General features: G+C 63.6%; 18 protein-coding genes and 3 tRNA genes. 16 read left to right on the top strand and 5 right to left on the bottom strand.

All coding sequences use genetic code 11. The features are described from left to right. Positions 1 to 24: 24 nt before the first annotated feature. From AC54AG_RS16995 to kefC, 7 genes are all read left to right on the top strand, one after another. A complete protein-coding gene (locus AC54AG_RS16995; protein ID WP_496631026.1) occupies positions 25 to 1,824 on the top strand; it encodes a M14 family metallopeptidase in 1,800 nt (599 codons plus the stop codon). A gap of 119 nt (positions 1,825 to 1,943) precedes the next feature. Next, positions 1,944 to 3,089, top strand: coding sequence for an ankyrin repeat domain-containing protein (locus AC54AG_RS16990; protein ID WP_496631025.1), 1,146 nt, complete (start codon positions 1,944 to 1,946; stop codon positions 3,087 to 3,089). A 111-nt stretch (positions 3,090 to 3,200) separates the two neighbouring features. Beyond that, positions 3,201 to 4,328: an MGDG synthase family glycosyltransferase gene (locus tag AC54AG_RS16985; protein ID WP_070304542.1), complete on the top strand. Its 1,128-nt coding sequence runs from the start codon at positions 3,201 to 3,203 to the stop codon at positions 4,326 to 4,328. Between the two features lie 8 nt (positions 4,329 to 4,336). Next, complete coding sequence (locus tag AC54AG_RS16980) at positions 4,337 to 4,807, top strand: hypothetical protein (protein ID WP_230540300.1); 471 nt, start codon at positions 4,337 to 4,339, stop codon at positions 4,805 to 4,807. Continuing rightward, on the top strand, positions 4,804 to 5,379 hold the full coding sequence (locus AC54AG_RS16975) for a dual specificity protein phosphatase family protein (protein WP_496631024.1): 576 nt from the start codon (positions 4,804 to 4,806) through the stop codon (positions 5,377 to 5,379). The genes AC54AG_RS16980 and AC54AG_RS16975 overlap by 4 nt, the downstream gene beginning before the upstream one ends. Beyond that, positions 5,376 to 5,960 (top strand): SRPBCC family protein, encoded by a 585-nt coding sequence (locus AC54AG_RS16970; RefSeq protein WP_331778288.1) that lies wholly within the window; start codon positions 5,376 to 5,378, stop codon positions 5,958 to 5,960. The genes AC54AG_RS16975 and AC54AG_RS16970 overlap by 4 nt, the downstream gene beginning before the upstream one ends. Positions 5,961 to 6,044: 84 nt before the next feature. Continuing rightward, positions 6,045 to 7,859, top strand: a complete 1,815-nt coding sequence (gene kefC, locus AC54AG_RS16965) for a glutathione-regulated potassium-efflux system protein KefC (RefSeq protein WP_072455771.1) — start codon at positions 6,045 to 6,047, stop codon at positions 7,857 to 7,859. A 94-nt stretch (positions 7,860 to 7,953) separates the two neighbouring features. Here the strand turns inward: kefC and pepF are convergent, their stop codons facing one another. Together pepF and AC54AG_RS16955 are read right to left on the bottom strand one after the other, a co-directional pair. Further along, on the bottom strand, positions 7,954 to 9,834 hold the full coding sequence (pepF, locus tag AC54AG_RS16960) for an oligoendopeptidase F (protein ID WP_496631022.1): 1,881 nt from the start codon (positions 9,832 to 9,834) through the stop codon (positions 7,954 to 7,956). A gap of 147 nt (positions 9,835 to 9,981) precedes the next feature. Next, positions 9,982 to 11,310, bottom strand: coding sequence for an amidohydrolase (locus AC54AG_RS16955; RefSeq protein WP_496631021.1), 1,329 nt, complete (start codon positions 11,308 to 11,310; stop codon positions 9,982 to 9,984). A 196-nt stretch (positions 11,311 to 11,506) separates the two neighbouring features. Here AC54AG_RS16955 and AC54AG_RS16950 point away from each other — a divergent pair, with 196 nt between their 5' ends. Further along, positions 11,507 to 13,204, top strand: a complete 1,698-nt coding sequence (locus tag AC54AG_RS16950; RefSeq protein ID WP_331778292.1) for a methyl-accepting chemotaxis protein — start codon at positions 11,507 to 11,509, stop codon at positions 13,202 to 13,204. 53 nt (positions 13,205 to 13,257) lie between these two features. Here AC54AG_RS16950 and ttcA read toward each other — a convergent pair whose 3' ends face one another. From ttcA to AC54AG_RS16935, 3 genes are read right to left on the bottom strand one after another with little or no spacing between them, the layout of a single operon-like run. Next, complete coding sequence (ttcA, locus tag AC54AG_RS16945; protein ID WP_413774559.1) at positions 13,258 to 14,211, bottom strand: tRNA 2-thiocytidine(32) synthetase TtcA; 954 nt, start codon at positions 14,209 to 14,211, stop codon at positions 13,258 to 13,260. A 5-nt stretch (positions 14,212 to 14,216) separates the two neighbouring features. After that, positions 14,217 to 14,615, bottom strand: a complete 399-nt coding sequence (locus tag AC54AG_RS16940) for a dihydroneopterin aldolase (RefSeq protein WP_070304550.1) — start codon at positions 14,613 to 14,615, stop codon at positions 14,217 to 14,219. A gap of 53 nt (positions 14,616 to 14,668) precedes the next feature. Then, positions 14,669 to 15,457: an SDR family oxidoreductase gene (locus AC54AG_RS16935; RefSeq protein ID WP_219328474.1), complete on the bottom strand. Its 789-nt coding sequence runs from the start codon at positions 15,455 to 15,457 to the stop codon at positions 14,669 to 14,671. Between the two features lie 74 nt (positions 15,458 to 15,531). Between AC54AG_RS16935 and AC54AG_RS16930 the strand changes: the two genes are divergently transcribed. The 8 genes from AC54AG_RS16930 to AC54AG_RS16895 form a co-directional block, all read left to right on the top strand. Then, positions 15,532 to 16,683: a class I SAM-dependent methyltransferase gene (locus AC54AG_RS16930; RefSeq protein WP_496631019.1), complete on the top strand. Its 1,152-nt coding sequence runs from the start codon at positions 15,532 to 15,534 to the stop codon at positions 16,681 to 16,683. A 149-nt stretch (positions 16,684 to 16,832) separates the two neighbouring features. After that, the gene (locus AC54AG_RS16925) at positions 16,833 to 17,924 is read left to right on the top strand and encodes a J domain-containing protein (protein WP_319992113.1); all 1,092 of its coding nucleotides are present in this window, start codon (positions 16,833 to 16,835) and stop codon (positions 17,922 to 17,924) included. A gap of 63 nt (positions 17,925 to 17,987) precedes the next feature. Then, positions 17,988 to 19,583: a DUF3369 domain-containing protein gene (locus tag AC54AG_RS16920; RefSeq protein ID WP_070304557.1), complete on the top strand. Its 1,596-nt coding sequence runs from the start codon at positions 17,988 to 17,990 to the stop codon at positions 19,581 to 19,583. 133 nt (positions 19,584 to 19,716) lie between these two features. Beyond that, positions 19,717 to 21,363, top strand: coding sequence for a response regulator (locus AC54AG_RS16915; RefSeq protein WP_496631017.1), 1,647 nt, complete (start codon positions 19,717 to 19,719; stop codon positions 21,361 to 21,363). 232 nt (positions 21,364 to 21,595) lie between these two features. Beyond that, positions 21,596 to 21,680, top strand: a tRNA-Tyr gene (locus AC54AG_RS16910). A 62-nt stretch (positions 21,681 to 21,742) separates the two neighbouring features. After that, a tRNA-Gly gene (locus tag AC54AG_RS16905) sits at positions 21,743 to 21,816 on the top strand. 43 nt (positions 21,817 to 21,859) lie between these two features. Further along, positions 21,860 to 21,934: transfer RNA gene (locus AC54AG_RS16900), tRNA-Thr, on the top strand. Positions 21,935 to 22,022: 88 nt separating this feature from the next. Next, positions 22,023 to 22,827, top strand: an 805-nt coding sequence (locus AC54AG_RS16895) for an elongation factor Tu (RefSeq protein ID WP_496631015.1), incomplete at its 3' end; no start/stop codon positions are given.

Here is a 22,827-nt window from a genome sequence, read left to right as displayed (position 1 = left end):
TCCTCTCTCGATGGAGTTTGACCCATGCTACGCCACGCCGTGTTGTCCGCCGCCTTGTTGTCCCTGTTTGCCGTCAATGCACATGCTGCGCGCGATATGCGGCTGTTTTCCCTGAAGACGGTGGCCGAGTACTCGGGCTTCAAGAATACGGGCCGCTACGAGGAAGTGGAAGCCTTGTGCCGGCGCTTCGAGGAGCACCGTCCGAAACAGGTGCGCTGCTTTGAATTTGGCCGCACGCCGGAAAACCGCCCCATGCTGGCGCTGGCCGTTTCCAATACGGGTGCGCTGACACCGGACGCGGCCAAGCTGCGCAAGATACCGGTACTGCTGGTGCAGGGTGGTATCCATGCGGGGGAAATCGACGGCAAGGATGCGGGTTTCCTGGCCCTGCGCGAAGTATTGGAGGGCAAGGCGGCGCCCGGCGCGCTGGACAAGCAGGTGCTGCTGTTCGTGCCCGTCTTCAATGTCGATGGCCATGAGCGCTTCGGCCAGTGGAACCGTCCGAACCAGCGCGGCCCCGTGGAAATGGGCTGGCGCAGCACGGCGCAAAACTACAATCTGAACCGCGAATACATGAAGGCCGATACGCCCGAGATGCAGCACATGCTGGCGCTGGTCAATGCCTGGGATCCGCTGGCCTATGTCGACCTGCACGTCACCGACGGCGCCCAGTTCGAACCCGATATCTCGATCCAGGTCGAACCCGTGCATGCGGGCGATGCCGCCTTGCGCGCGGCGGGAACGGCGCTGCGCGACGGTGTGCTGGCCGACCTGGCAAAGCAGGGTTCCGATCCGAAGCCGTTCTACATGTCATTTGCCGAAGAAGATAATCCGCAGTCGGGTTTTGTCGATTCGACGCCGAACCCGCGCTTTTCGCACGGCTATTTCTTGTTGCGTAACCGTTTCGGCGTGCTGGTGGAAACCCACTCGTGGAAGGACTATCCGACCCGCGTGCGCATCACGCGCAACACCATCATTTCCCTGCTGTCGCAGATGGCGCAGCACGGCGCCGCATGGCGGCAAACCGCCATGGAAGCGGACCAGCGGGCGATGCAGCTGGCCGGCAGTGCGCTGCCCCTCAGCTACAAGACCACGGAGAAAAGCCGCATGATCGCGTTTCGCGGTTATGCGTATACGCGCACGCCGTCCGAGGTGTCGGGCGCCCTGATGACGCGCTATGACGAAAAGACGCCGCAAATCTGGAACGTGCCGCTGCGCGACGAGATCGTGCCCGACCTGCAGGTGACCGGGCCGAAGGCCGGCTATCTGGTGCCATGTGCACAGGCGAAGATGGTGGGCGCCAAGTTGCGCCAGCACGGCATCGCCTACAATGAAATGACCGGCTTTTTCTCTAGGCAGAATGTGGAAATCTTCCGCGCCACGCAGGTGAAGTTCGGCGCGCAGTCGTTCGAAGGACGCCAGACGGCCGCGGTACAGGGCGAATGGGAAAAGGCAGTGCGCCTGATCGACAGCTGCGTGCTGTACGTGCCCGTCAACCAGCCTAAGGCGCGCCTGGTGATGGCCCTGCTCGAACCGCGCGCGCCCGATTCACTGCTGGCCTGGGGCAGCTTCAACACGGCGTTCGAGCGCAAGGAATACATGGAGGACTATGTGGCCGAGGATGTGGCGCGCGCGCAGTTGGCGGCCGACCCGGCGTTGGCGGCGCAGTTCCGGCAGAAGCTGGCTGACGAGCCCGAGTTTGCAAAGAATCCGCGCGCGCGCCTGGAGTTTTTCGCCCGCCGCCACGCCTCGTGGGATGAGCGGCTGAATCTGTATCCGGTCATGCGCGTCGACGTGGCGCCTGTCAGTTTCATGGATTTGTAACGCCAATACGCGCGTCGCCGCACGGTGCACACCGAAGTTGTCAAATCGCGCAGATTAATCGAAAGAAAATGCTATTCTCCGCTCGATGATGGCGCCGCCACCACGAGCAGGGAACATGCATGGTCAACAAGACACTCTTTAACCAGCACCGCGAGGCGTTTTTTCGCCTCTGTGACGCCGTCGGCGAGAATCAGGTGGAACAGGTGCGCAGCCTGCTCGAGGCCACGCCGCTGCTGTTGACCTTGCGCCGCTATAACATGGATGACGGCGAGTCGCTGCTGCACCTGGCCGCGGCCGGCGGCAGCCGCGAGGTCTGCGCGCTGCTCGTGTCGCTGGGCATGGACGTCGACCTGCCCCTGCCCGGTTACCGCAACCTGACGCCGCTGGACGCGGCGGCAAGCCATGGCCACCTCGCTACCTGCCGCTGGCTGCTCGAGCAGGGCGCTGCCGTCGATGGCTTGCCGGACAATATACTGTCGCCGCTGGACAGCGCCTGCGTTGGCGGCCACGAGGACGTGGTCGCATTGCTGCTGCAGCGGGGCGCCAATCCGAACCGCCTGCATACGCGCTGGAACCAGGCGCCGGTCGATATCGCCACCGGCTGGGGCTTTCCCGCGATCGCCCAATTGCTGGCTGCCGCCGGCGGCGTCAGCATACTCGACGTGCCGCAGCAAGCGGCCGCGTCGCCGCCGGAAGCTATCCGTACCTTCATTCACAACAGCGCCGGCTGGGTGCTGCCGGCCGTGTTCAGTCCGGACAGCGGCGACGCGCGCTTTTCGCTGGGGATCAGCTGCATCGGCGGCAAGCGCGATTTCAAGCTGCTGTTTACCACCGGCCTGTTCCGGCAATCGCCGATGACCGAACTGGCCATCTGCCTGCCGGCCCGCTGGCCGCTGACCGTGCACGGCTTTGCCGAGCACAGCCCGTGGCGCTTTCCCGTGGCGCTGCTGGCGCGCCTGGGACGGCGCACGCTCGACCAGGCCAGCCTGGCGGCGGGCGAGCTGCTGCGGCGCGACGATCCGTACCTGGCGGACCTGGCCTGGCCGGACGGCGTCGATGCGCTGCTGGCCATCGACAAGCGCTGGAACCCCGCGCCGGAGGAAGACGACATTGCCGACGATGACAAGGTCACCATTTATCTGCTGGTGCCGGTGGCGTTCACCAAAAAAGGCGCGCCCGGCGCCAGCGCCTTGCCGGCCTTGATCGAGCGAAAGCTCAAAGGCAGCTGGAAAGTGTCGGCCTTGCCCATCCCCGTGATTGGCTAGCGCCGGCCTGCACGCGCGCATGACCAGATCAAGCCGCACCGCTTGCAGCAATGTTATCCTGCCAATAAATTTTCCGCGTCCGCGCCAACCCGTTTCACGCATCGGTTTTCCATGACAAAAAAAATTCTTCTCCTGAGCGTCTCGGCCGGCGCCGGCCACATGCGCGCGGCGCAAGCCATCGAGGCGTATGCGGCGCGCGATGGCGGTGGCGGCCCTGCGGCGCTGGCCCTGCATCTGGACGTGATGGATTTCGTCACGCCCGCCTTCCGCAAGCTGTACACGGATTTCTATATCAAGCTGGTCAACAAGGCGCCCGCACTGTGGGGCTATCTGTATCACGCCACCCACGACGCGCCGCGCGACAGCTCGATGCAGCGCTTGCGCCGCGCCGTCGAGCGCCTCAACACGCGCGCGCTGATGACGCAGATCGCCGCCTTCCAGCCCGACGCCATCATCTGCACGCATTTCCTGCCGGCCGAACTGCTGTCGCGCGCCCTGCGCCAGCACCAGCTGTCCTGCCCCGTGTGGGTGCAGGTCACGGATTTCGACTTGCACCGCATGTGGGTGCACGAGCAGATGGAAGGTTATTTCGCCGCCACCGACGAAGTGGCGTTCCGCATGCGCCACGAAGGCATTCCCGCCGAGCGCATCCACGTGACGGGCATTCCCATCATGCCCGCGTTCGCGCAGCTGCCCGAGCGCGTGCAGTGCGCGCAGGCGTTTGGTCTCGACCCTAGGCGCACGACGATTTTGCTGATGGGCGGCGGGGCGGGGCTGGGCAGCCTGGAAACGGTTGCCGCGCGCCTGCTGGCCTTGCCAGGCGACTTCCAGCTGATCGTATTGGCGGGGAAAAACGCCGCCGCGCTGGCGGCGCTGCAGGCGCTGGCCGGCCAATATCCGGGGCGCCTGCTGGCGCAAGGCTTTACCAGCGAAGTCGAGCGCCTGATGGCGTGCGCCGACCTGGTGATCACCAAGCCGGGCGGCCTGACCACGTCCGAATGCCTGGCGCTGGGCTTGCCCATGATCGTCAACTCGCCGATTCCCGGACAGGAAGAGCGCAATGCCGACTATCTGCTGGAGCAGGGCGTGGCCCTGAAGGCATTCGACGCCGTCACCCTGGAATACCGCGTGCGCCTGTTGCTCGACCATCCCGAGCAGCTGCAAGCCATGCGCGCGAAAGCGCTGGCCCTGGGCCGTCCGCGCGCCGCCCTGGAGGTACTGGCGCAGGTGCTGGCTTGACGGGCGCCGTGGCAAAACCCTGGCAGATCGCTCTGACCCTGGCCTGGGTGGCCTTGCTGGGATTATTTTTCGCGCAGGTGGAAATCCAGATCGAAGGGGCTGCCGGCTGGGCCGCGAACCTGCCCACCTGGCGTATCGAAAGCCATTGGCTGCTCGATATCTTCTGGGGTGGGCGGCCGATGACCGGCTACCATGCCTGGGTCTTTCCCTTCATCGCCCTGTTTTTCCATTTTCCCATGATCTTCCTGGCGCAATGGTCGCTGCGCCTCGAATGCCGCGCCATCGGCTGCATCATGCTGTTCTGGATCATCGAGGATTATCTGTGGTTCGTGCTCAACCCCGCGTATGGCGTGGCGCACTTCAATCCGGCCCATATCGCCTGGCACAAGCACTGGCTGTGGTGGGCACCGACCGACTACTGGGTATCGCTGCTGCTGGCTGGCGTACTGCTGTGGTTTTCATACAAGAGGAAGTCATGACCTTGCCGTATCTCCTGCTGTTGTCCCTGGCCCTGGCGGCCGGTTCCGCCAGCGCGCAGGCGCCCTTGCCGCCCGAGCGCAATACCGAGTGGGCCACGCCGCTGCCGCAGGTGTCGAACCTGCACCAGGTCACGCCCGTCCTGTACCGCAGCGCCAAGCTCGATAGCAGCGACGTGGCCCAGCTGCAGGCGCTGGGCGTGAAGACGGTGATCAGCCTGCGCTCCTTCCACTCCGATACGCAGGTGCTCGAAGGCAGCGGCATCCGCGCCGTGCGCATCCCCATCAATACCTGGGCCATCCGCGACAAGCACGTGGTCGAGACCATGCGCAGTATCCGCGCCGCAGAGCAGCAGGGACCCGTGCTGCTGCATTGCCTGCACGGCGCCGACCGCACGGGCATGATGGCCGCCATGTACCGCATGCTGTACCAGGGCTGGCCGCGCGAGAAGGCGATCGACGAGCTGAAAAACGGCGGTTACGGCTACCACGCCGTGTGGAAAAATATCGAAAGCTACCTCAAACGCGTCGACGTGGCGGCACTGCGCGCGCAGATCGAGCAGGAAAAACCATGAAGACCTTGCTGTTCGCCCTGGCCGCCTGCTGCGCCTGTTATCCGCTGGCCACCCTGGCGGCCGCGCCGGCGCTCGAGGTGCGCGACGTCAGCAAGGCTGGCATGCCCGGCAAGACTTTTGCCGCCGCGACCAGCATGCCGGCCAGCGTGGCCACCGTCTGCGCGGCCATCCAGGATTTCGCCGCCTATCCGCAGTTCATGCCCAACGTGGACAAGATCAAGGTGTCGGCCGCCGGCGGCGGCGCCTCGCTGGTCGACGTCACGCTCAAGCTGCCGATGGGGAAAATCAAGCAGTACCGCCTGAAGATGACGCCCAAGGTGCTCGACGCCAGCTGCAGCCTGGCCTGGAAGCTGGTACCGATGGAGGGCCTGAAGGTGGAAGACACCATCGCCGACACCAGCGGCTACTGGCAGTTGTCGCCTGATCCGTTTGACGCGGGCGGCGCCGCCGTCAAGTACCAGGTGTACACGGACCCGGGCCCGGTACCGATGGGCCTGGGCTGGATCGTCGACAGCATGAGCCGTGACAGCATCCCGAAAATGTTCGACGCCCTGCGGGCGCGGGTGGCTGCGCGCAAATAGCCGGCGTGGCGTGGCAGCCACTTCACGCTGGCGCGCCACTTCAGGCATGATGTTGTCTCATCCACACATCTGCCCGGAATCCGCATGGAACACCACAGCTTTCTCATCAACATACTGTTTTACCTGGTCGCCGCCATCATCATGGTGCCGCTGGCCAAGCGCCTGGGCATGGGCGCCGTGCTGGGTTATCTGGTGGCCGGCGTCGTCATCGGACCGTGGGGACTGGGCCTGATCAAGAATGTCGAGGTGATCCTCAGCTTTTCCGAATTCGGCGTGGTGCTGCTGCTGTTCCTGATCGGCCTGGAGCTCGAGCCGAAGCGATTGTGGCTGCTGCGCCGGCCGATTTTCGGCTGGGGCGGGGCGCAGGTGGGCGTCGTCAGCGCGGGGCTGTGCGCCGTGGCCATGGCGTTTGGCGTGGATTGGCGCACGGCGCTGGTCGGTGCGCTGGGGCTGTCGCTGTCGTCGACGGCCATCGTGCTGGCCACTCTGGGTGAGCGTAAATTAATGAGCACGCCGGCCGGTTCCGCCGGCTTTTCGATTCTGCTGTTCCAGGATATCGCCGCCATTCCCATGATCGCGCTGGTGCCGCTGCTGGGCGGCCTGGTTACGCATAGCGGCGAACCGGGCTGGCTGCGCGTGGCCAAGCTGGCCGCCGTGCTGGCGGCGCTGGTGATCGGCGGACGCTTCCTCGTCAACCCCATCCTGCGCTTCATCGCCCGGACGGATTTGCGCGAAATCTTCACGGCCTTCGCCCTGCTGCTGGTGATCGCCATCTGCGTGCTGATGGAATCGGTGGGCCTGTCGATGGCACTGGGCACCTTCATGGCGGGCGTGCTGCTGGCCGATTCCGAATACCGGCATGAGCTGATCAGCGACCTGGAACCGTTCAAGGGACTGCTGCTGGGCCTGTTCTTCATCGCCGTGGGCATGTCCGTCGATTTCGGCGTGCTGCGCGCCCAGCCCTTGCTGATCCTGGCCCTGGTGGCGGGGCTGCTGGTGGTGAAGATCGCCTTGCTGTACCTGCTGTCGAAGTTTGTCGACATTCCCCGCGGCCAGCAGCTGTTCTTTGCGCTGCTGCTGTCGCAGGGTGGCGAATTCGCCTTCGTCGTGTTTGCCGCCGCCGAGGCTGCGCACGTGTTTGCGCCGGAGACGGCCGCGCTGCTGGTCGTGGTGGTGACCCTGTCGATGGTGGCCACGCCCTTGCTGCTGCTGGCGCACGACAAATTCGTCGCGCCGCGCCTGCAGGGCGACAAGAAGCGCCGTCCCGACGACCATATCGAGGCGCAGGACAATCCCATCGTCATCGCCGGCTTCGGACGCTTCGGCCAGATCATCGGCCGCCTGCTGGCGGCGAACAAGATCGGCGTGACGGTGCTCGATCACGACCCGGACCAGATCGAGCTGCTGCGCAAATTCGGCTTCAAGGTGTTTTATGGCGACGCAACGCGTGTGGATTTATTGGTGGCGGCCGGCATCGAGAAGGCCAGGGCGCTGGTGATCGCCATCGACAATGTCGATGACAGCCTGGCCCTGGTCGACGCCGTGCGCCTGCGCCTGCCCGAACTGACGATACTGGCGCGCGCGCGCAACGTCACGCATTACTATGAATTGATGAAGCGGGGCGTGACCCTGATCGAGCGCGAGACGTTTGCGGCGGCCCTGCTGCTGGGCGAGCAGACCTTGCGCCAGGTGGGCTTCAGCGAGGAGCGGGCGCAGCGCGCGGCCGGCATCTTTGGCCGGCATAACCTGAAGACCTTGCTGGAAGTGGCGCCGCACTTCCAGGACCAGCAAAAAGTCATGTCCCTCACGCGCCAGGCGCGCGAAGAGCTGGAAGACATGTTCGAGAGCGATGCGGCGGCGTTTGCGGCGGCGGAAGTGGAAAACGGTAGGTCGGATTAGCGGCGAAGCCGCGTAATCCGACACAGTGTTGGCGTTGTGGGGGGGTGTCGGCTTACGCGCTTTGCGCTAAGCCGACCTACGCCTCGTCCCGGCTTTATTTCCCCCGCTTCGCTTCAATCGCCTCGATCTGATCCATGATGCCGTTCATGCGCGCCACCAGCGCCTGGTACGGTTTCGGCGAGGCCAGGTCGACGCCGGCTGCCTTCACCAGCTCGTACGGATAGGCCGAGCCGCCCGCACTGAGCATCTTCAGGTAGGCGGCCAGCGCGCCCGGTTCCTTGTCGAGGATGCGCTGCGCGAAATCCTGCGCCGCCGCGATCGAGGTGGCGTACTGGAACACATAGTAGCCGTGATAGAAATGCGGCACGTAGGCCCATTCCAGCGCGTAGGCGGGATCGATGGTCATGACGCCCTGCGCTTCGCCGTGGTAGCGCTTGAGGATGCCGGCGTAGATGGCCGTGATCTCTTCGCCCGTCAGCGACTCTCCTTTATCTACCTTGCCGTGGATGGCCGCTTCGAATTCGGCGAACATGGCCTGGCGGAAGAAGGTGCCGCGCAGGTTTTCCAGCGCCGCGCCCAGGTACAGCAGGCGCTCGTCGTCATCGTTGGCCTGCTTCAGGCGTGCGTCGAGCAGCAGTGCCTCGTTCGTCGTCGAGGCGATTTCCGCGACAAAGATGCTGTACGGCGCATAGATCGATGGCTGCGCCTTGTTGGCCAGCACCGAGTGCATGGCGTGGCCCCATTCGTGCGTCAGGGTGCTGACGGCTTCGTAGTTGTCCGTGTAGTTGAGCAGCACGAACGGATGCACGTCGTACGCGTCGCCATTCATGTAGGCGCCCGCCACCTTGCGCGGGCGCGGATACACATCCATCCAGCGCGCCTCCACCGCGGCGCTCAATGCCTTGACGTAGTCGGGGCCCAGCGGCGCGGCCGAGTCGAGCATCATCTGCTTGCCTTCGGCCAGCGGGAACGTGCGGTCGCTTTTCAGCAGCGGCGCATAGATGTCGTAGTAGGCCAGGTCCTTGACACCCAGCATGCGCGCGCGCAGCTTGAAGTAGCGGTGCAAGGTGGGCAGGTTGGCGTTGGTTTGCGCGATCAGGGTCTGGTAGACGGCCGGCGGCAAATTGTCGGCGTCGAGCGCGGCGCTTTGCGAGTCGGGATAGCGGCGCACTTTTGCATACGCGGCGTCCGTCTTCAGCTGGCCGTACAGGGTCTCGCCAAACGTGCGTTCATACTCTTTCCACTTGCCGAAGAAGGCGTCGAACACCAGCTTGCGGTCGGCGCGCTGGTCGTCACCGCGGTATTTCGTGTAGGCCGCCTGGTCGAGGCGCACCTCCTTGCCGTCAGACAGTTTCACGGTGGGCCACGGGATTTCCGCATTGGCCAGGGTGCGGTAGACGCTGGCGGCCGAACTTGTGGCCAGGCCGAATTGCGCCACCAGTTGCTCGCCGGCCGCGTCCAGCGTATGCGGCGCGCTGCGCAGCATGTTACTCAATTGGAAACGATATAGTTGCAAGCCCTTGTCTTGCGCCAGCATGGCATCGATGCGTTTGGCGCCCAGGGCGAGGATTTCCGGCTGCAGAAAGGTCGTCGCCTGGCTGAAATCGTTACCGAGCAGGGCAGCGCGCTGATTCAGCTGGTTGCCCTTGCTGTCGCCCGTATCCTGATCGTAATACTGCGCCGCATAGGTGGTGAGCGTGTTGACGCGCTTGCGCGCCTCGGCGTACAAGTCCAGGCAGCTTTTCAGGCGGGCTGGCGAGGTGCTCAACTGCCCCTTGCAGGCGCCCAGCTGCTGCAGCTGGGCCGACAGTTTTTTCGCGTCGGCGTCGAACGCGGCGTCGTTCTGATACAGCGCCGTCAAATCCCAGCGGTCGGCCTGGCGGTCGGTGGGCGCAGGAGCGGCAAAGGCGGTGGAGAGGGCAAAGCCGAGGGCCAGCAGGGTCAGTACGGGGCGTTTGAGCGCGGTTGTCGGCATACAGTATCCATTCATGGTCTGGTTGCAAGGGATGCCGGCACAGGCGTGGCGGCAGACAACGAGCTTACTGCAGCAGGGGGATGAAGGAAAGCATTTCGGACAAGGTGAGGCAGGCGGGGAAGGCTGGCTTCCCCGCGTACGCCATGCTTACTGCTTCTTGCCCAGCAAATCGAGCAGGATCGACGTTTCCGCCGTGATCGCCGCCTTGATGGTCGGCTGGTACTCGGGCGCCCACTGCGGCGAGTGCGGGCCGGCCAGCGGTTTGCCGCTGGCCTTGGCCGCGGCCAGCTTGGACGGCTCCACGGCGCCGATATGCAGCAGTACGGCTTTCACGCCGGCCTGGCCGTAGTTGGCGAAGTCTTCCGACGTCATCTTGGCCGGCATTTCCGTCACATTGGCCGCGCCCAGCGATTTTTGCAGGGTAGACACCATGCGCAGGGTCAGGTCCGGATCGTTGTAGACGGCGTCCGTGCCGGGACGAATTTCCAACAGCGGCTCTTTCGGCGCGCCGGCGGCAAACGCTTCACCCTTGACTTCACGCGCGATGCTGGCCAGCACGCGCTTGCGCACGGCGTCCTTGAAGGTGCGCACCGTCAGCTGCATGGTGACCTGGTCGGGCACGATGTTGGCCTGCGTGCCGCCATGGATGCTGCCCACCGTGATGACGACGGGGTCCATCGGATTGTTTTCGCGGGAGACCAGGGTTTGCAATGCCAGCACGATGCGCGCGGCCATGACGACGGGGTCGCGCGTGTCGTGCGGCGCGGCACCGTGGCCGCCCTGGCCGTACACGGTGATGCTGATGGTGTCGGCGGCGGCGCGGAAGTAGCCGGCGTGGTAGCCCACCGTGCCCGATGGCAGCGTCGCTTCATCGTGGAAGGACAGCGCGTAGTCCGGTTTCGGGAAGCGCGTAAACAAGCCGTCCTTGAGCATGGCGGCCGCGCCCAGCAGCGGCTCTTCGGCCGGCTGGCCCACCAGCATCAGGGTGCCGCTCCAGTGCTGGCGGTTGTCCGCCATCAGCTTGGCGCTGCCATACCAGGCCGACATGTGCACGTCGTGGCCGCAGGCATGCATCACCGGCACGGTTTCGCCGGCCGCGTTCTTGGCCACTGCGCTGCTGGCAAACGGCAAGCCGGTTTTTTCCAGCACGGGCAGGGCGTCGATCTCCGTGCGCAGCATGACGACGGGGCCGGGACCGTTGCGCAGGATGGCGACGACACCCGTGCCGCCGACGCCCGTGGTCACGTCAAAACCGAGCGCCTTGACCTTCTCGGCCAGCTTCTTTGCCGTCTCGACTTCCTGGAACGCCAGTTCCGGGTGGCGGTGCAAGTCCAGGTACAGGCTTTCGACGGCCGGGTAGTTGGCTGCCAGCTGGGCCGCGATGGCGGGCGGCAAGGCCGCGCCGTGAGCGCTGGCGGCACAGGCGAGGGCGGCGGCGAAGGTGATTTGTTTCAGGGGGAATGCGGAAAATTTCATAGGTTTCTTTGAGAGACAGACGGGCGGACACGCACTGCGCGCCTGTGATTGCTGAGGAGACTTTTAACTTAACAGAAACATTTCTCAAAATCAATAAATCAGCTACATATATTTCAACAATGTATAATCTGCAAGATAAAAAATTCCATATGGAATTAAATATATCTTCGATGCACTTATTGAGAGAAAAGACACCATGGGCTTTATCGCAAATATCAAGATCGGCAAGCGCCTGAGCATCGGCTTTGTCCTGATCCTGGCAATGACCGTTCTGATTGCTACCGTAGGCGTGTGGCGCCTCAATGAAGTGGCGACGTCCACGCGCGCCATGATGGCCGAACCGCTGACCAAGGAACGCCTGATTACCGACTGGTATGGCTTGAACTTTGCCTCGATCCGCCGCACGGCCGCCATCGTCAAGAGCAGCGACCCGGCGCTGGGACCGTATTTCAAGGAAGACTCGGCCGCGTCCGTGAAGAAGGCGGCCGAATTGCTCAAGCAGATCGAGCCGCTGGTCGCGGGCGAGAAAGAAAAAGCCTTGTTCGCCAAGATCCTCGAACAGCGCAAGGTGTACAGCGCCTCGCGCGATGGCGCCGTCAAGGCCAAGGCCGATGGCGACGTGGAAGGCGCGGCGCACATCCTCGACACCGCGTTCACCCCGGCCGCCAAGGTCTACCAGGATTTGCTGCAGGAACTGGTGACCATGCAGCGCGAAAGCATCGATGCGACGGCCAAGCAGATCGACGCTTCCGCCGTGCATGACACCACCGTCATCAGCCTGCTGACCCTGTTTGCCGTGGCGTTCGGCGTGTTGTGCTCGTGGCTGCTGACGACGGGCATCACGCGTCCCCTGCGCCAGGCGCTGGCGCTGGCCGAAACGGTGGCCGCCGGCGACCTGACGCAGACCGTCGCCACGACGGCGAAGGACGAAACGGGGGCGCTGCTGACGGCCCTGGGCAATATGAACAACAATCTGGTCGGCATCGTCAGCCAGGTGCGCAGCGGCACGGACAGCATCGCCACGGCGTCGTCGGAAATCGCCGCCGGCAACCTGGACCTGTCGTCGCGCACGGAACAGCAGGCCGGTTCGCTGGAAGAAACCGCCTCCTCGATGGAAGAACTGACCAGCACCGTCAGGCAGAACGCGGACAATGCGCGCCAGGCCAACCAGCTGGCCATCGCGGCGGCCGGTATCGCCAGCCGCGGCGGCGCGGTGGTGGCCGAAGTGGTAGAGACGATGGGTTCGATCAACGAATCGTCGCGCAAGATCGTCGACATCATCAGCGTGATCGACGGCATCGCCTTCCAGACGAATATCCTGGCGCTCAACGCGGCCGTGGAAGCGGCGCGGGCCGGCGAGCAGGGCCGCGGTTTCGCCGTCGTGGCCGGCGAGGTACGCAACCTGGCGCAGCGCTCGGCGGCGGCGGCCAAGGAAATCAAGGGATTGATCGACGATTCCGTCAGCAAGGTGGGCGTGGGCGCCAAACTGGTCGACCAGGCCGGCGCGACGATGGATGAAGTGGTGTCCAGCGTCAAGCGCGTGACCGACATCATCGGCGAGATTTCCAGCGCCAGCCAGGAGCAGACGCACGGCATCGGGCAAGTCAACCAGGCGATTACCCAGATGGACCAGGTGACGCAGCAAAATGCGGCGCTGGTGGAAGAGGCGGCGGCGGCGGCCGGTTCGCTGCAGGAGCAGGCGCATGGCCTGGCGCAAGTGGTCAGCGTGTTCAAGTTGCGCGAGCAGCCAGGCTTGCTGCGCCGCCCGGCGCCACAGCCGGCAGCCGCGCGTCCTGCGCCGGCGCCGCGTGTTGCCGCGCGCAGTATTGCCGTCAAGGCGAAGCCGCCGGCTCCCGCGAAAGCGCTGGCCGGCGACGACTGGGAAGAGTTTTAAGGCAGGTTAATACAGAAACGGCGCCATCGTCATGATGGCGCCGTGCGTCAGGGTCAGCCTTGCTGCAGCGGGATCGTGCCGAACGTCGTCGGCGTCGAGCACGGCTCTTCGTCAAACGCGATGTCGCCCATCGGGTTGGCCACGCCGTCCGCCTTCAAGTCCTTGAAGCCGAACAGTTTCGGGTCCATCAAATGCGATGGCGCCACGTTCGACAGGGCCGAGAAGATGCTTTCCACGCGGCCGGGGAACTTCTTGTCCCATTCGCGCATCAAGCCCTTGATCTGCTTGCGCTGCAGGTTTTCCTGCGAACCGCACAGGTCGCACGGAATGATGGGGAAACCCTTGACTTCCGCATAGCGCTGCGTGTCTTCTTCCTTCACATACGCCATCGGGCGGATGACGATGTGCTTGCCGTCGTCCGATTGCAGCTTGGCCGGCATGCCTTTCAGTTTGCCGCCGAAGAACATATTCAGGAAGAACGTTTCCAGGATGTCGTCGCGGTGGTGGCCCAGGGCGATCTTGTTGGCGCCCAGCTCGTCGGCCACACGGTACAGGATGCCGCGGCGCAGGCGCGAGCACAGCGAACACGTCGTCTTGCCTTCCGGGATCAAACGCTTGACGATGCTGTAGGTATCCTGGTTTTCGATATGGAAAGCCACGCCCAGTTCCGTCAGGTAGGCGGGCAGGATTTCCGGCGGGAAGTTCGGCTGCTTTTGATCCAGGTTGACGGCGACGATATCGAAGTGGATCGGCGCGCGTTCGCGCAAGGTCATCAAAATGTCCAGCAGCGCATAGCTATCCTTGCCGCCCGACAGGCAGACCATCACCTTGTCGCCGTCTTCGATCATGTTGAAGTCGCCGATGGCTTGCCCCACCAGGCGGCACAGGCGCTTGTGCAGCTTGTTGTTTTCCAGGGCGATCTTTTCCGCCTTCTTGCGCGCCAGTTTCTGCGCTTCCACGTTGGCCGGAATTTCCACGGCGGTTTCCATGACTGCGGTGTCGTTCATGTTGCTCATACTTCATCCTTGATTTTGAATACTTCCACGCCCACGCCTTCGCAGTCGGGATACACGTCCGGTTTCATGCTCGACACGCGCGCGGCGCGCACGCGCGGGTGCGCCAGCATGGCGGCGAGCACGTCGTCGACCAGGCTTTCCTGCAGCTGCACGTGGCCTTGCGCCATGCGCTTGGCGATGGTTTCGCGCATGAAGTCGTAATCGACCACCTCTTCCAGTTGGTCATCCTTGGGCGTCGACAGGGCCAGGGGAATGTACAGGTCGACGTTGATGAGGACGCGCTGCTCGCCCTTTTTTTCGAAGTCGTAGACGCCGATGTTGATGAGGACTTCGTAATTGCGCAGGAACAGCCGGCGGCAATCGGCCAGGCGAGGGTGGTACAGGGCGGACGACATAGTTTTACCTTTTTGGGGATGCTGGAATGCTGGTTGTTTGGCAGGGCTGCTGATTATTTGGTCAAAAACATGACGTCGCGCGGCAAACCGATCAGATGCTGGCCGCCATCGACCAGCAGGGTCGTGCCCGTCAGCGCGCGCGCGCCGGCCACGTAACAGACGCAGTCGGCCACATCCTCGGGCGTGCTGGAGCGGCCCAGCGGCGTGTTTTCATGCGCCTTGGCAAAGTTCGCTTCCGTCTGCTCGCCGGAGACCATGGTGATGCCGGGGGCGATGCCCACCACGCGCACTTTCGGCGCCAGCGCCTGGGCCAGCATGGTGGTCGCCGACAGCAGCGCCGCCTTGGACAGGGTGTACGACAAAAAATCAGGATTGAGATTGTACAGTTTTTGATCCAGCAAGTTGATGACCACGGCTTGCCCGCCTGCCGGGGTGGCCTGGTACAGCGCTTGCGCCAGCAGGATGGGAGCGGCCAGGTTGGCGTGCATGTGGGCGTCGAGCGCGGTGAAGGAAAAATCGCCCGCATTGTCGTATTCAAACAACGATGCGTTGTTGACCACGCAAGTCACTGGCCCCAGCGCCGCCTGTGCCTGCGGCAACAGCTGGCGCACGGCCTCTTCCTGCGCCAGGTCGCAGGGGAACGCTTGCGCGCGGCGGCCCAGCGCCGTGATTTCCGCCACCAGGCTCTGCGCTTCCTCGCGCGAGTCGCGGTAATGGACGGCGATATCCCAGCCGTCGCGCGCCAGGCCCAGCGCGATGGCGCGGCCGATGCGGCGCGCCGCGCCCGTGACGAGGGCGACGCGGGGAGTGCTGTCGAAGGGCGTTGTCGTTGCTTCTGTCATGTCTTTGCTATGGTTGAGATATTCGGTGGACGCCACACTGGCGGCATGCGCCGCCGATTCGCTACAATGCGGGAATGTCTCTTCCCGCACCCGATAGCGACGCGCTGGCCGCGTCCCATGCCTTGCAGCACCAGATTGCCGCCGAAATCGCGCGCAATGACGGCGCCATTCCCTTTGTCCGCTTCATGGAGCTGGCGCTGTATGCGCCTGACCTCGGCTATTACAGCGGCGGCGCCGCCAAGCTGGGTAAAGATGGCGATTTTACAACCGCACCGGAGATTTCGCCCCTGTTCGGCGCCACCCTGGCCCATGTGGCAGCCGCTATTATGGCGCAAACGGCCCCGCGCATCCTCGAATTCGGCGCCGGCACGGGCAAGCTGGCCTTCGATATCCTGACGGAAGCGGCGCAGGCCGGCATCGCGATCGAACAGTATGCGATCGTCGAATTGTCCGGCGAATTGCGCGCGCGCCAGGAGCAGGCGCTGGCCGCCTTCCCGCAAGTGGTGTGGCTCGACGGCTTTCCCGAAAGTTTCGACGGCGCCGTGTTCGGCAATGAAGTGCTCGACGCCATGCCCGTCAACCTGATCAGCAAGACACCGGCCGGCTGGTGCGAACTCGACGTCAGCATTGCCGATGGCCAGTTCGTGTTTGTCGAGCGCCCGGCCGGCGCCGACGTGGCCGCGCAGATCGCCGCCCAGGTACCCGGCGCCGATGATTTGCCCGTCGGCTATGTCAGCGAGATTCATGGCGTCGCCTGCGGCTTCATGCGCTCGCTGGCGCAGATGCTGACGAATGGCCAGGGCGGCGCGGCCGTGCTGTTCGATTACGGTTTTCCTGCACACGAGTATTACCTGGACTTGCGCGCCACGGGCACCCTGATGTGCCATTACCGCCATCACGCCCATGCTGAACCGTTTTATCTGCCCGGCTTGCAGGACATCACGGCCCACGTGGATTTTACGGCCATGGCGGTGGCGGCGCAGGATGCGGGCCTCGACGTGCTCGCCTACATGAACCAGGCATCCTTCCTGCTGGGCTCCGGTATCGGCGACTTGCTGCTGCGCACCGATCCCGAGCAGGTCAAGACGTACTTGCCGCAGGCCAGCGCCGTACAAAAGCTGGTGTCGCCGGCCGAGATGGGAGAATTGTTCAAGGTGCTGGTGGTGGGGCATCGCGTGGAGTTGCCGGAAGCGCTGTTGTCCAGTGACCGCAGTCACCGCCTGTAAGCGCCGGCAATATCAAGGCAGGGCCGTACCGCCCTGCAATTTCCTGTCCGCCGATGGTTATTATCTTGTCATATCGTATATGATGACCGACACAGCACGGTTCCATCCTGCAAGAACCCGTCGCCGCGCACCGATTTCAAGATAGAACGATGGGAAAGATACATACACACTATGACAACCTGAAAGTGGCGCGCCTGGCGCCGCAGGAAGTCATACGTGCCGCGTACAAAGCCCTCAGCCAGAAATACCATCCAGACAAGAATCCCGGCGACGAAAAGGCCGCCCGCATCATGGCGATCCTCAACAGCGCCTATGGCACCTTGTCCGATCCACAACGCCGCAAGGAACACGACGAGTGGATCGCCGCCGAGGAGTGGGAAATCGAATGGCTGGAAAGCACCCACCACGAAGAAGGCAAGACCCGCGATGGCCGCGCGAAAGGCCATGCGCAATCGCATGAGCACGCCTGGGCGCAGGATGTGCCGCCGCCAAAGGGCAAGGCGCAGCGCGGCCTGCAGCCCATCTGGCGCAACTGGCGCTGGTGGCTGAGTTTGCTTGTTTGCCTGCTGCTGGGCTGGCTGGGCGCCTTGCTGATGCTCGATACCTCGCAGCCCGTGCCTGCCGCGCTGGCCTCGGCCTGGAGCGGCCTGGCCCGCGATGGCGGCAAGGCGCACCCGGACACGGCAACGGCGGATAGCGTTGCCACGCCGCCGGCAAAAAACGAAGCCGTGGCCATCGATAGCTGGGCGGTAGGCAAGCCGTATGCGGCCGAGCCCGCGCAAGCGAAGGCGCCCGAGATCCGCGTGCTGGCCGTGGCGCAGCTGAGCCTGAAAGCCAGCCGGCCCGTCTGCGATGGTGCCAGCCAGGCCGAGTCGGCAACGCTGGTGGCGCCGAATGGCGAGCCTTGGCCGGCGCGGTCCGGCTATGTCGATGGCTTCCCGATCGGCAACAAAGGCGACGAACTGAGTTTGACCATCGATAACAGCGGCAACACGGCGCCCGTCTTCGTCAAGCTGTATGACCAGGAACGGCGCTCGAATGTGCGCTACCTGTACATCCTGGGCAATGACAAGCTGACGGTGGAGCAGCTCAGCGCGGGCAAGTACGAAGTGCGCTACCAGGCCGTCGGGCCAGGCCAGGACAACTGCGGCGGCGCCCCGCGCAGCGGCGCTTCGATACCGGCGCCAGCGCCTGCCGCGGGAGAGGGCGGTACGCAGAATCCTGTTGTAAGCAGCATCTAATCTGATTATGCTTGATATGCGTCAACGCAGCGTCCACATCGAACTTATCCCTTAGGAGTATTCATGACCGACCTCAAAGCCGATGCAGATGATAACTGGCTGCTCGACGAAGATGAGCCGGTGGCCAGTCCCTCCGGGCTGGCTGCGCCCGACCAGCGCCTGTGGCGTGTGCTGATCGTCGATGACGACGTCGATGTGCATGCGGTCACGCGGCTGGCGCTGCGCAATGTCAGTTTCAAGGGCCGCGAACTGGAACTGTTTTCCGCCTACAGCGGCCGCGAAGGATACGAGATCCTGCGCGACACGCCCGATATCGCGCTGGTACTGCTCGACGTGGTGATGGAAACGGATGACGCGGGCCTGATCCTCGCCAAGCGCATCCGCGCCGACCTGAACAACTCCATCGTGCGCGTCGTGTTGCGCACGGGCCAGCCGGGCCAGGCGCCCGAGCAGCGCGTCATCATCGAATACGACATCAACGATTACAAGGCGAAGACGGAACTGACGACACAGAAGCTGTTTACCACCGTCATTTCGGCCCTGCGCGCCTACGAGAGCCTGATGATGCTCGAGCGCAGCCGCATCGGCCTGGGCAAGATCCTCGCCGGCGCCACCAATCTGTACCAGATCCATTCGCTGCGCGAATTCGCTTCCGGCGTGCTCAACCAGGTCAGCGCCATCCTCGACGTGGGCGCCGATGGCGTGCTGTGCCTGATGCAGGGCGGCGCCGGACGGCCCGAGGTGGTGGCCGCCACGGGCACATATGCCGTGCTGGCCGAATCCGAAGCGATGCCGGCGGATCACGCGCTCACGCCCACCATCGACAAGGCGTTCGCGGAAAAGCGCAGCCAGTTCGAGCATCCCGCCAATGTGCTGTTCATTCACACGGAAGGCAACCGCGAACTGGCCATCTCCGTCACACCGCCGTGGCCGCTGGCGCAGATCCAGCGCGATCTGCTGGAAGTGTTTTGCCAGCGCATCGCCGCCGCCTTCGACAACCTGTACATGTTCGGCCAGTTGCGCAAGGCGCAGGAAGCGACCGTCGTGGCGCTGGCCGACCTGGCCGAGTTCCGCGACAGCGACACGGGCGGCCACGTGCGGCGCGTGCAGCTCTTGTCCGACGCCATCGCCCAGCGCATGCAGCAGCGCGGCGCGTATGCCGACGAGCTCAGCCCGCAACTGCTCGACATGATCGGCCTGGCCAGCATCCTGCACGACGTGGGCAAGGTGGCCACGCCGGACGCCGTGCTATTGAAACCAGGCAAGCATACGGACGAGGAGCGCACGCAGATGCAGCTGCATGCCAGCGTCGGGCGCACCATCCTCGAGCGGGCCGCCAACATGGTCGACGGCGTCAGCTACCTGACCTATGGCGCGCAGATCGCCGGCGGCCACCACGAACACTTCGATGGCGCCGGCTACCCGAATGGCCTGAAAGGGCGCGACATCCCCGTGGCCGCGCGCATCGTTGCCGTGGTCGACGTCTTCGATGCCTTGCTGCATGAGCGGCCCTACAAGGAGCCGTGGCCGTATCCGCAGGTGCGCGAATACATCGAACAGCGCAGCGGCAGCCAGTTCGATCCGGAAGTGGTGGCGGCGCTGCTCGACCTGATCGACAACGAGCCGCAACTGTGGCATCCGGAGCACGCCACGGCTTGAGCAGCAACTTCGTTGGCGCTTTTCGGCCCGCCGCCATTCCCTTGCGCGCAACGCCGTCATATACTCGGCAGCCTCATGCTGGCCGGCGCCACGCACCAGTGTGGCGCGCCGCGGAGTTTTCGGACATCACGACATGAAAGAACTCAAGGGCCTCAGCGCACTGATCATCGAACCGCATCCGGGCATGCGCGCCAGCCTGCACAATATGCTCAACCTGTGCTGCCTGGCGAAGATCGACGACGCGGCCAGCTCGGGTCAGGCGATCCGCATGCTGGGCAGCAAATCGTATGATCTGATCCTGTGCGAATACGACCTCGACGGCGGGCAGGATGGCCAGCAGATGCTGGAAGACTTGCGCCACCACAAGTTGATGCACGCATCGACCATGTTCTTCATGGTCACGGGCGAAGGCAGCTTTGCCAAGGTGGTCAGTGCCGTCGAGCTGTTGCCCACCGATTACATCCTCAAGCCATTCACCGCTGACAACATGCTCGAGCGCATCGGCCGCGCGCTGGACAAGCGCAATGCCTTCGTGCCCGTGTATGAACTGATCGACGTGGGCAACGAGCGCGCGGCGATCGCCGCCTGCGCCGAGGGTGCCAGCCTGTATCCGCGCTACGCCACGGATTTCCTGCGCCTGCGCGCGGAATTGCATTTGCTGCTGGGCGAGGCGGGCGACGCCGAGCCGATCTACGCAGCCTTGTACGAGAGCAAGTCCATCGGCTGGGCGCGCCTGGGGCAGGCCAAGACGCAGTTCCTGCTGGGCGAATACGAAGCGGCGCAGGGCACCCTGGAGGGACTGCTGGAAAACAACAAGCGTTTTCTCGACGCCTATGACTGGCTGGCGCGCACGCACCTGGCGCAAGGCAAGCCGGAACTGGCGCAGGCGGCGCTGAGCGAAGCGGTAGCCCTGTCGCCGCACGCCGTGCGTCGCTTGCGCCGCCTGGGCGAGGCGGCCCTGGCGGCCGACGATATCGAGATGGCGGAAAAATCCCTCAAGTTAGTGGTCAGCAAGGCCAAGTATTCGGAATTCCGCGATCCGGAAGACCATGTGCGCCTGGTGCAGACCCTGGTGCGCAAGGGCGACCCGCTGCAGGCGGGCGCCGTGATCCGCGACCTCGACAAGTCAATGGGCGGGCAAAAGAATGCGGAACTGTGCAGCGCCCTGTGCAGCGCCATGCTGCATGCGCATACGGGCAACGAAGAGCGCCTGCAGCAATCGCTGGACGCGGCGCTGGCCGCCAACCGTCACAGCGTGGGCGGCTCGAACATGCTGAAAACCGAACTGGCGCGCCACTGCCTGGCGCATGGGCGCGAGGATGGCGCGGCCGAGGTGATGCGCGAAGTCATGCGCAACGCGCCCGACAGCGCCGCCATGACGCGCGCCATGGCCGTGTTCGAACAGGCGGGACGCGAAGAGCTGGCCAAGGCGCTGGCGCGGCAAAGCCGCCAGGAAGTGGCCGACATGGTGGCGGCCGGCGCCGCCCGGGCGGGAGAGGGCGATTTCCGCGGCGCCGTCGACCTGATGGGCGAGGCCGTCACGCGCCTGCCCGATAATCCGCAAGTAGTCTTCAATGCGGCCGTGGCCGTGCTGAAATGCCTGGAGCACGAGGGCTGGGATGAGCGCATGGGGCAGCAGGCGCTGACATTTATCGCCGGCGTGCGCCGTTTGGACCCGCGCAACCCCAAATTGCCCGTGCTGTCGGGGCTGCATCAGCAGTTGTTGCGTAAATATAAGCCGCTAGGCAACTCCTGGATGCATCCGCCTGACGCCAGATAAACAGGAAAATGCGGGGCGAATGACGGGAAAATGCGGCTTACAGGTAGGATGGATAAAAAAAATGCGAAAAAAGTCGACTTTTTCGCGCCAACCCTTGCACATTCTCAAATCGGGAGCTTATAATCACGCCCCGAAGCAGCCAACTTCTTCTTTATACGCAAATGCAGCAGTCAGGCATCAGTAAATAAGGTTGACAGTTGTGAGTAGATGCTTCATACTCTGCGGTTCCCGCGGAGGGGTGGCCGAGTGGTTAAAGGCGACAGACTGTAAATCTGTTCTCTATGAGTACGCTGGTTCGAATCCAGCCCCCTCCACCAAGTTTTTGCAAGGAAAACTGGGTAGTAGCAAAAAGCAAGTGAAGAAAAGTGAACGATACCTCGCGGGTGTAGCTCAATGGTAGAGCAGAAGCCTTCCAAGCTTACGACGAGGGTTCGATTCCCTTCACCCGCTCCAGTTTCCGTTCAGATGCTTGATGCATCGCATGCAACAAATTACAGCCCTTGTAGCTCAGTGGTAGAGCACTCCCTTGGTAAGGGAGAGGCCACGTGTTCGATCCACGTCAAGGGCACCAGAATTCGCAGCAGGCAGCACAGAAGCAATTCAAACCAGACCGTCGGGCGTGTGCCTGAGCAATCTAATCAAATCATTAGGAGTTCAAAATGGCAAAAGGTAAATTCGAACGGACCAAGCCGCACGTCAACGTCGGCACCATCGGCCACGTCGACCACGGTAAAACCACGCTGACCGCTGCAATCGCAACGGTTCTGTCGAAGAAATTCGGCGGCGAAGCTAAAGCATACGACCAGATCGATGCAGCACCAGAAGAAAAAGCGCGCGGTATCACGATCAACACCGCCCACGTCGAGTACGAAACGGAAACGCGTCACTACGCGCACGTTGACTGCCCAGGCCACGCCGATTACATCAAAAACATGATTACCGGTGCAGCCCAGATGGACGGCGCGATCCTGGTGTGCTCCGCAGCTGACGGCCCAATGCCACAGACCCGCGAACACATCCTGCTGGCCCGCCAAGTTGGCGTTCCATACATCATCGTGTTCCTGAACAAGTGCGACCTGGTCGACGACGCAGAGCTGCTGGAACTGGTTGAAATGGAAGTGCGCGAGCTGTTGTCGAAGTACGAATTCCCAGGCGACGACCTGCCAATCATCAAAGGTTCGGCACGTATGGCGCTGGAAGGCAAAGAAGGCGAAATGGGCGTTGACGCAGTGCTGCGTCTGGCCGATGCGCTGGATGCTTACATCCCAACGCCAGAGCGCGCTGTTGACGGTGCTTTCCTGATGCCAGTGGAAGACGTGTTCTCGATCTCGGGTCGTGGTACCGTTGTGACCGGTCGTATCGAGCGCGGCATTGTCAAAGTCGGCGAAGAGATCGAAATCGTCGGTATCACCGATACCGTCAAAACGACTTGCACCGGCGTGGAAATGTTCCGCAAGCTGCTGG

It is taken from the genome of Janthinobacterium sp. BCJ23 (assembly GCF_059617945.1).
The sequence above is the reverse complement of the archived record's forward strand: the minus strand, read 5'-3'. Positions and strand labels throughout refer to the sequence as shown.

What these genes read in the sequence shown, in the direction of transcription:
- AC54AG_RS16940 (WP_070304550.1), bottom strand. Translation starts at nt 14,615, where the DNA reads ATGTCGTCCGCCCTGTACCACCCTCGCCTGGCCGATTGCCGCCGGCTG.
- AC54AG_RS16925 (WP_319992113.1), top strand. Translation starts at nt 16,833, where the DNA reads ATGGGAAAGATACATACACACTATGACAACCTGAAAGTGGCGCGCCTG.
- AC54AG_RS16990 (WP_496631025.1), top strand. Translation starts at nt 1,944, where the DNA reads ATGGTCAACAAGACACTCTTTAACCAGCACCGCGAGGCGTTTTTTCGC.
- pepF (WP_496631022.1), bottom strand. Translation starts at nt 9,834, where the DNA reads ATGCCGACAACCGCGCTCAAACGCCCCGTACTGACCCTGCTGGCCCTC.
- AC54AG_RS16920 (WP_070304557.1), top strand. Translation starts at nt 17,988, where the DNA reads ATGACCGACCTCAAAGCCGATGCAGATGATAACTGGCTGCTCGACGAA.
- AC54AG_RS16930 (WP_496631019.1), top strand. Translation starts at nt 15,532, where the DNA reads ATGTCTCTTCCCGCACCCGATAGCGACGCGCTGGCCGCGTCCCATGCC.
- AC54AG_RS16950 (WP_331778292.1), top strand. Translation starts at nt 11,507, where the DNA reads ATGGGCTTTATCGCAAATATCAAGATCGGCAAGCGCCTGAGCATCGGC.
- ttcA (WP_413774559.1), bottom strand. Translation starts at nt 14,211, where the DNA reads ATGAACGACACCGCAGTCATGGAAACCGCCGTGGAAATTCCGGCCAAC.
- AC54AG_RS16985 (WP_070304542.1), top strand. Translation starts at nt 3,201, where the DNA reads ATGACAAAAAAAATTCTTCTCCTGAGCGTCTCGGCCGGCGCCGGCCAC.
- AC54AG_RS16935 (WP_219328474.1), bottom strand. Translation starts at nt 15,457, where the DNA reads ATGACAGAAGCAACGACAACGCCCTTCGACAGCACTCCCCGCGTCGCC.
- AC54AG_RS16970 (WP_331778288.1), top strand. Translation starts at nt 5,376, where the DNA reads ATGAAGACCTTGCTGTTCGCCCTGGCCGCCTGCTGCGCCTGTTATCCG.
- AC54AG_RS16995 (WP_496631026.1), top strand. Translation starts at nt 25, where the DNA reads ATGCTACGCCACGCCGTGTTGTCCGCCGCCTTGTTGTCCCTGTTTGCC.
- AC54AG_RS16955 (WP_496631021.1), bottom strand. Translation starts at nt 11,310, where the DNA reads ATGAAATTTTCCGCATTCCCCCTGAAACAAATCACCTTCGCCGCCGCC.
- AC54AG_RS16975 (WP_496631024.1), top strand. Translation starts at nt 4,804, where the DNA reads ATGACCTTGCCGTATCTCCTGCTGTTGTCCCTGGCCCTGGCGGCCGGT.
- AC54AG_RS16915 (WP_496631017.1), top strand. Translation starts at nt 19,717, where the DNA reads ATGAAAGAACTCAAGGGCCTCAGCGCACTGATCATCGAACCGCATCCG.
- kefC (WP_072455771.1), top strand. Translation starts at nt 6,045, where the DNA reads ATGGAACACCACAGCTTTCTCATCAACATACTGTTTTACCTGGTCGCC.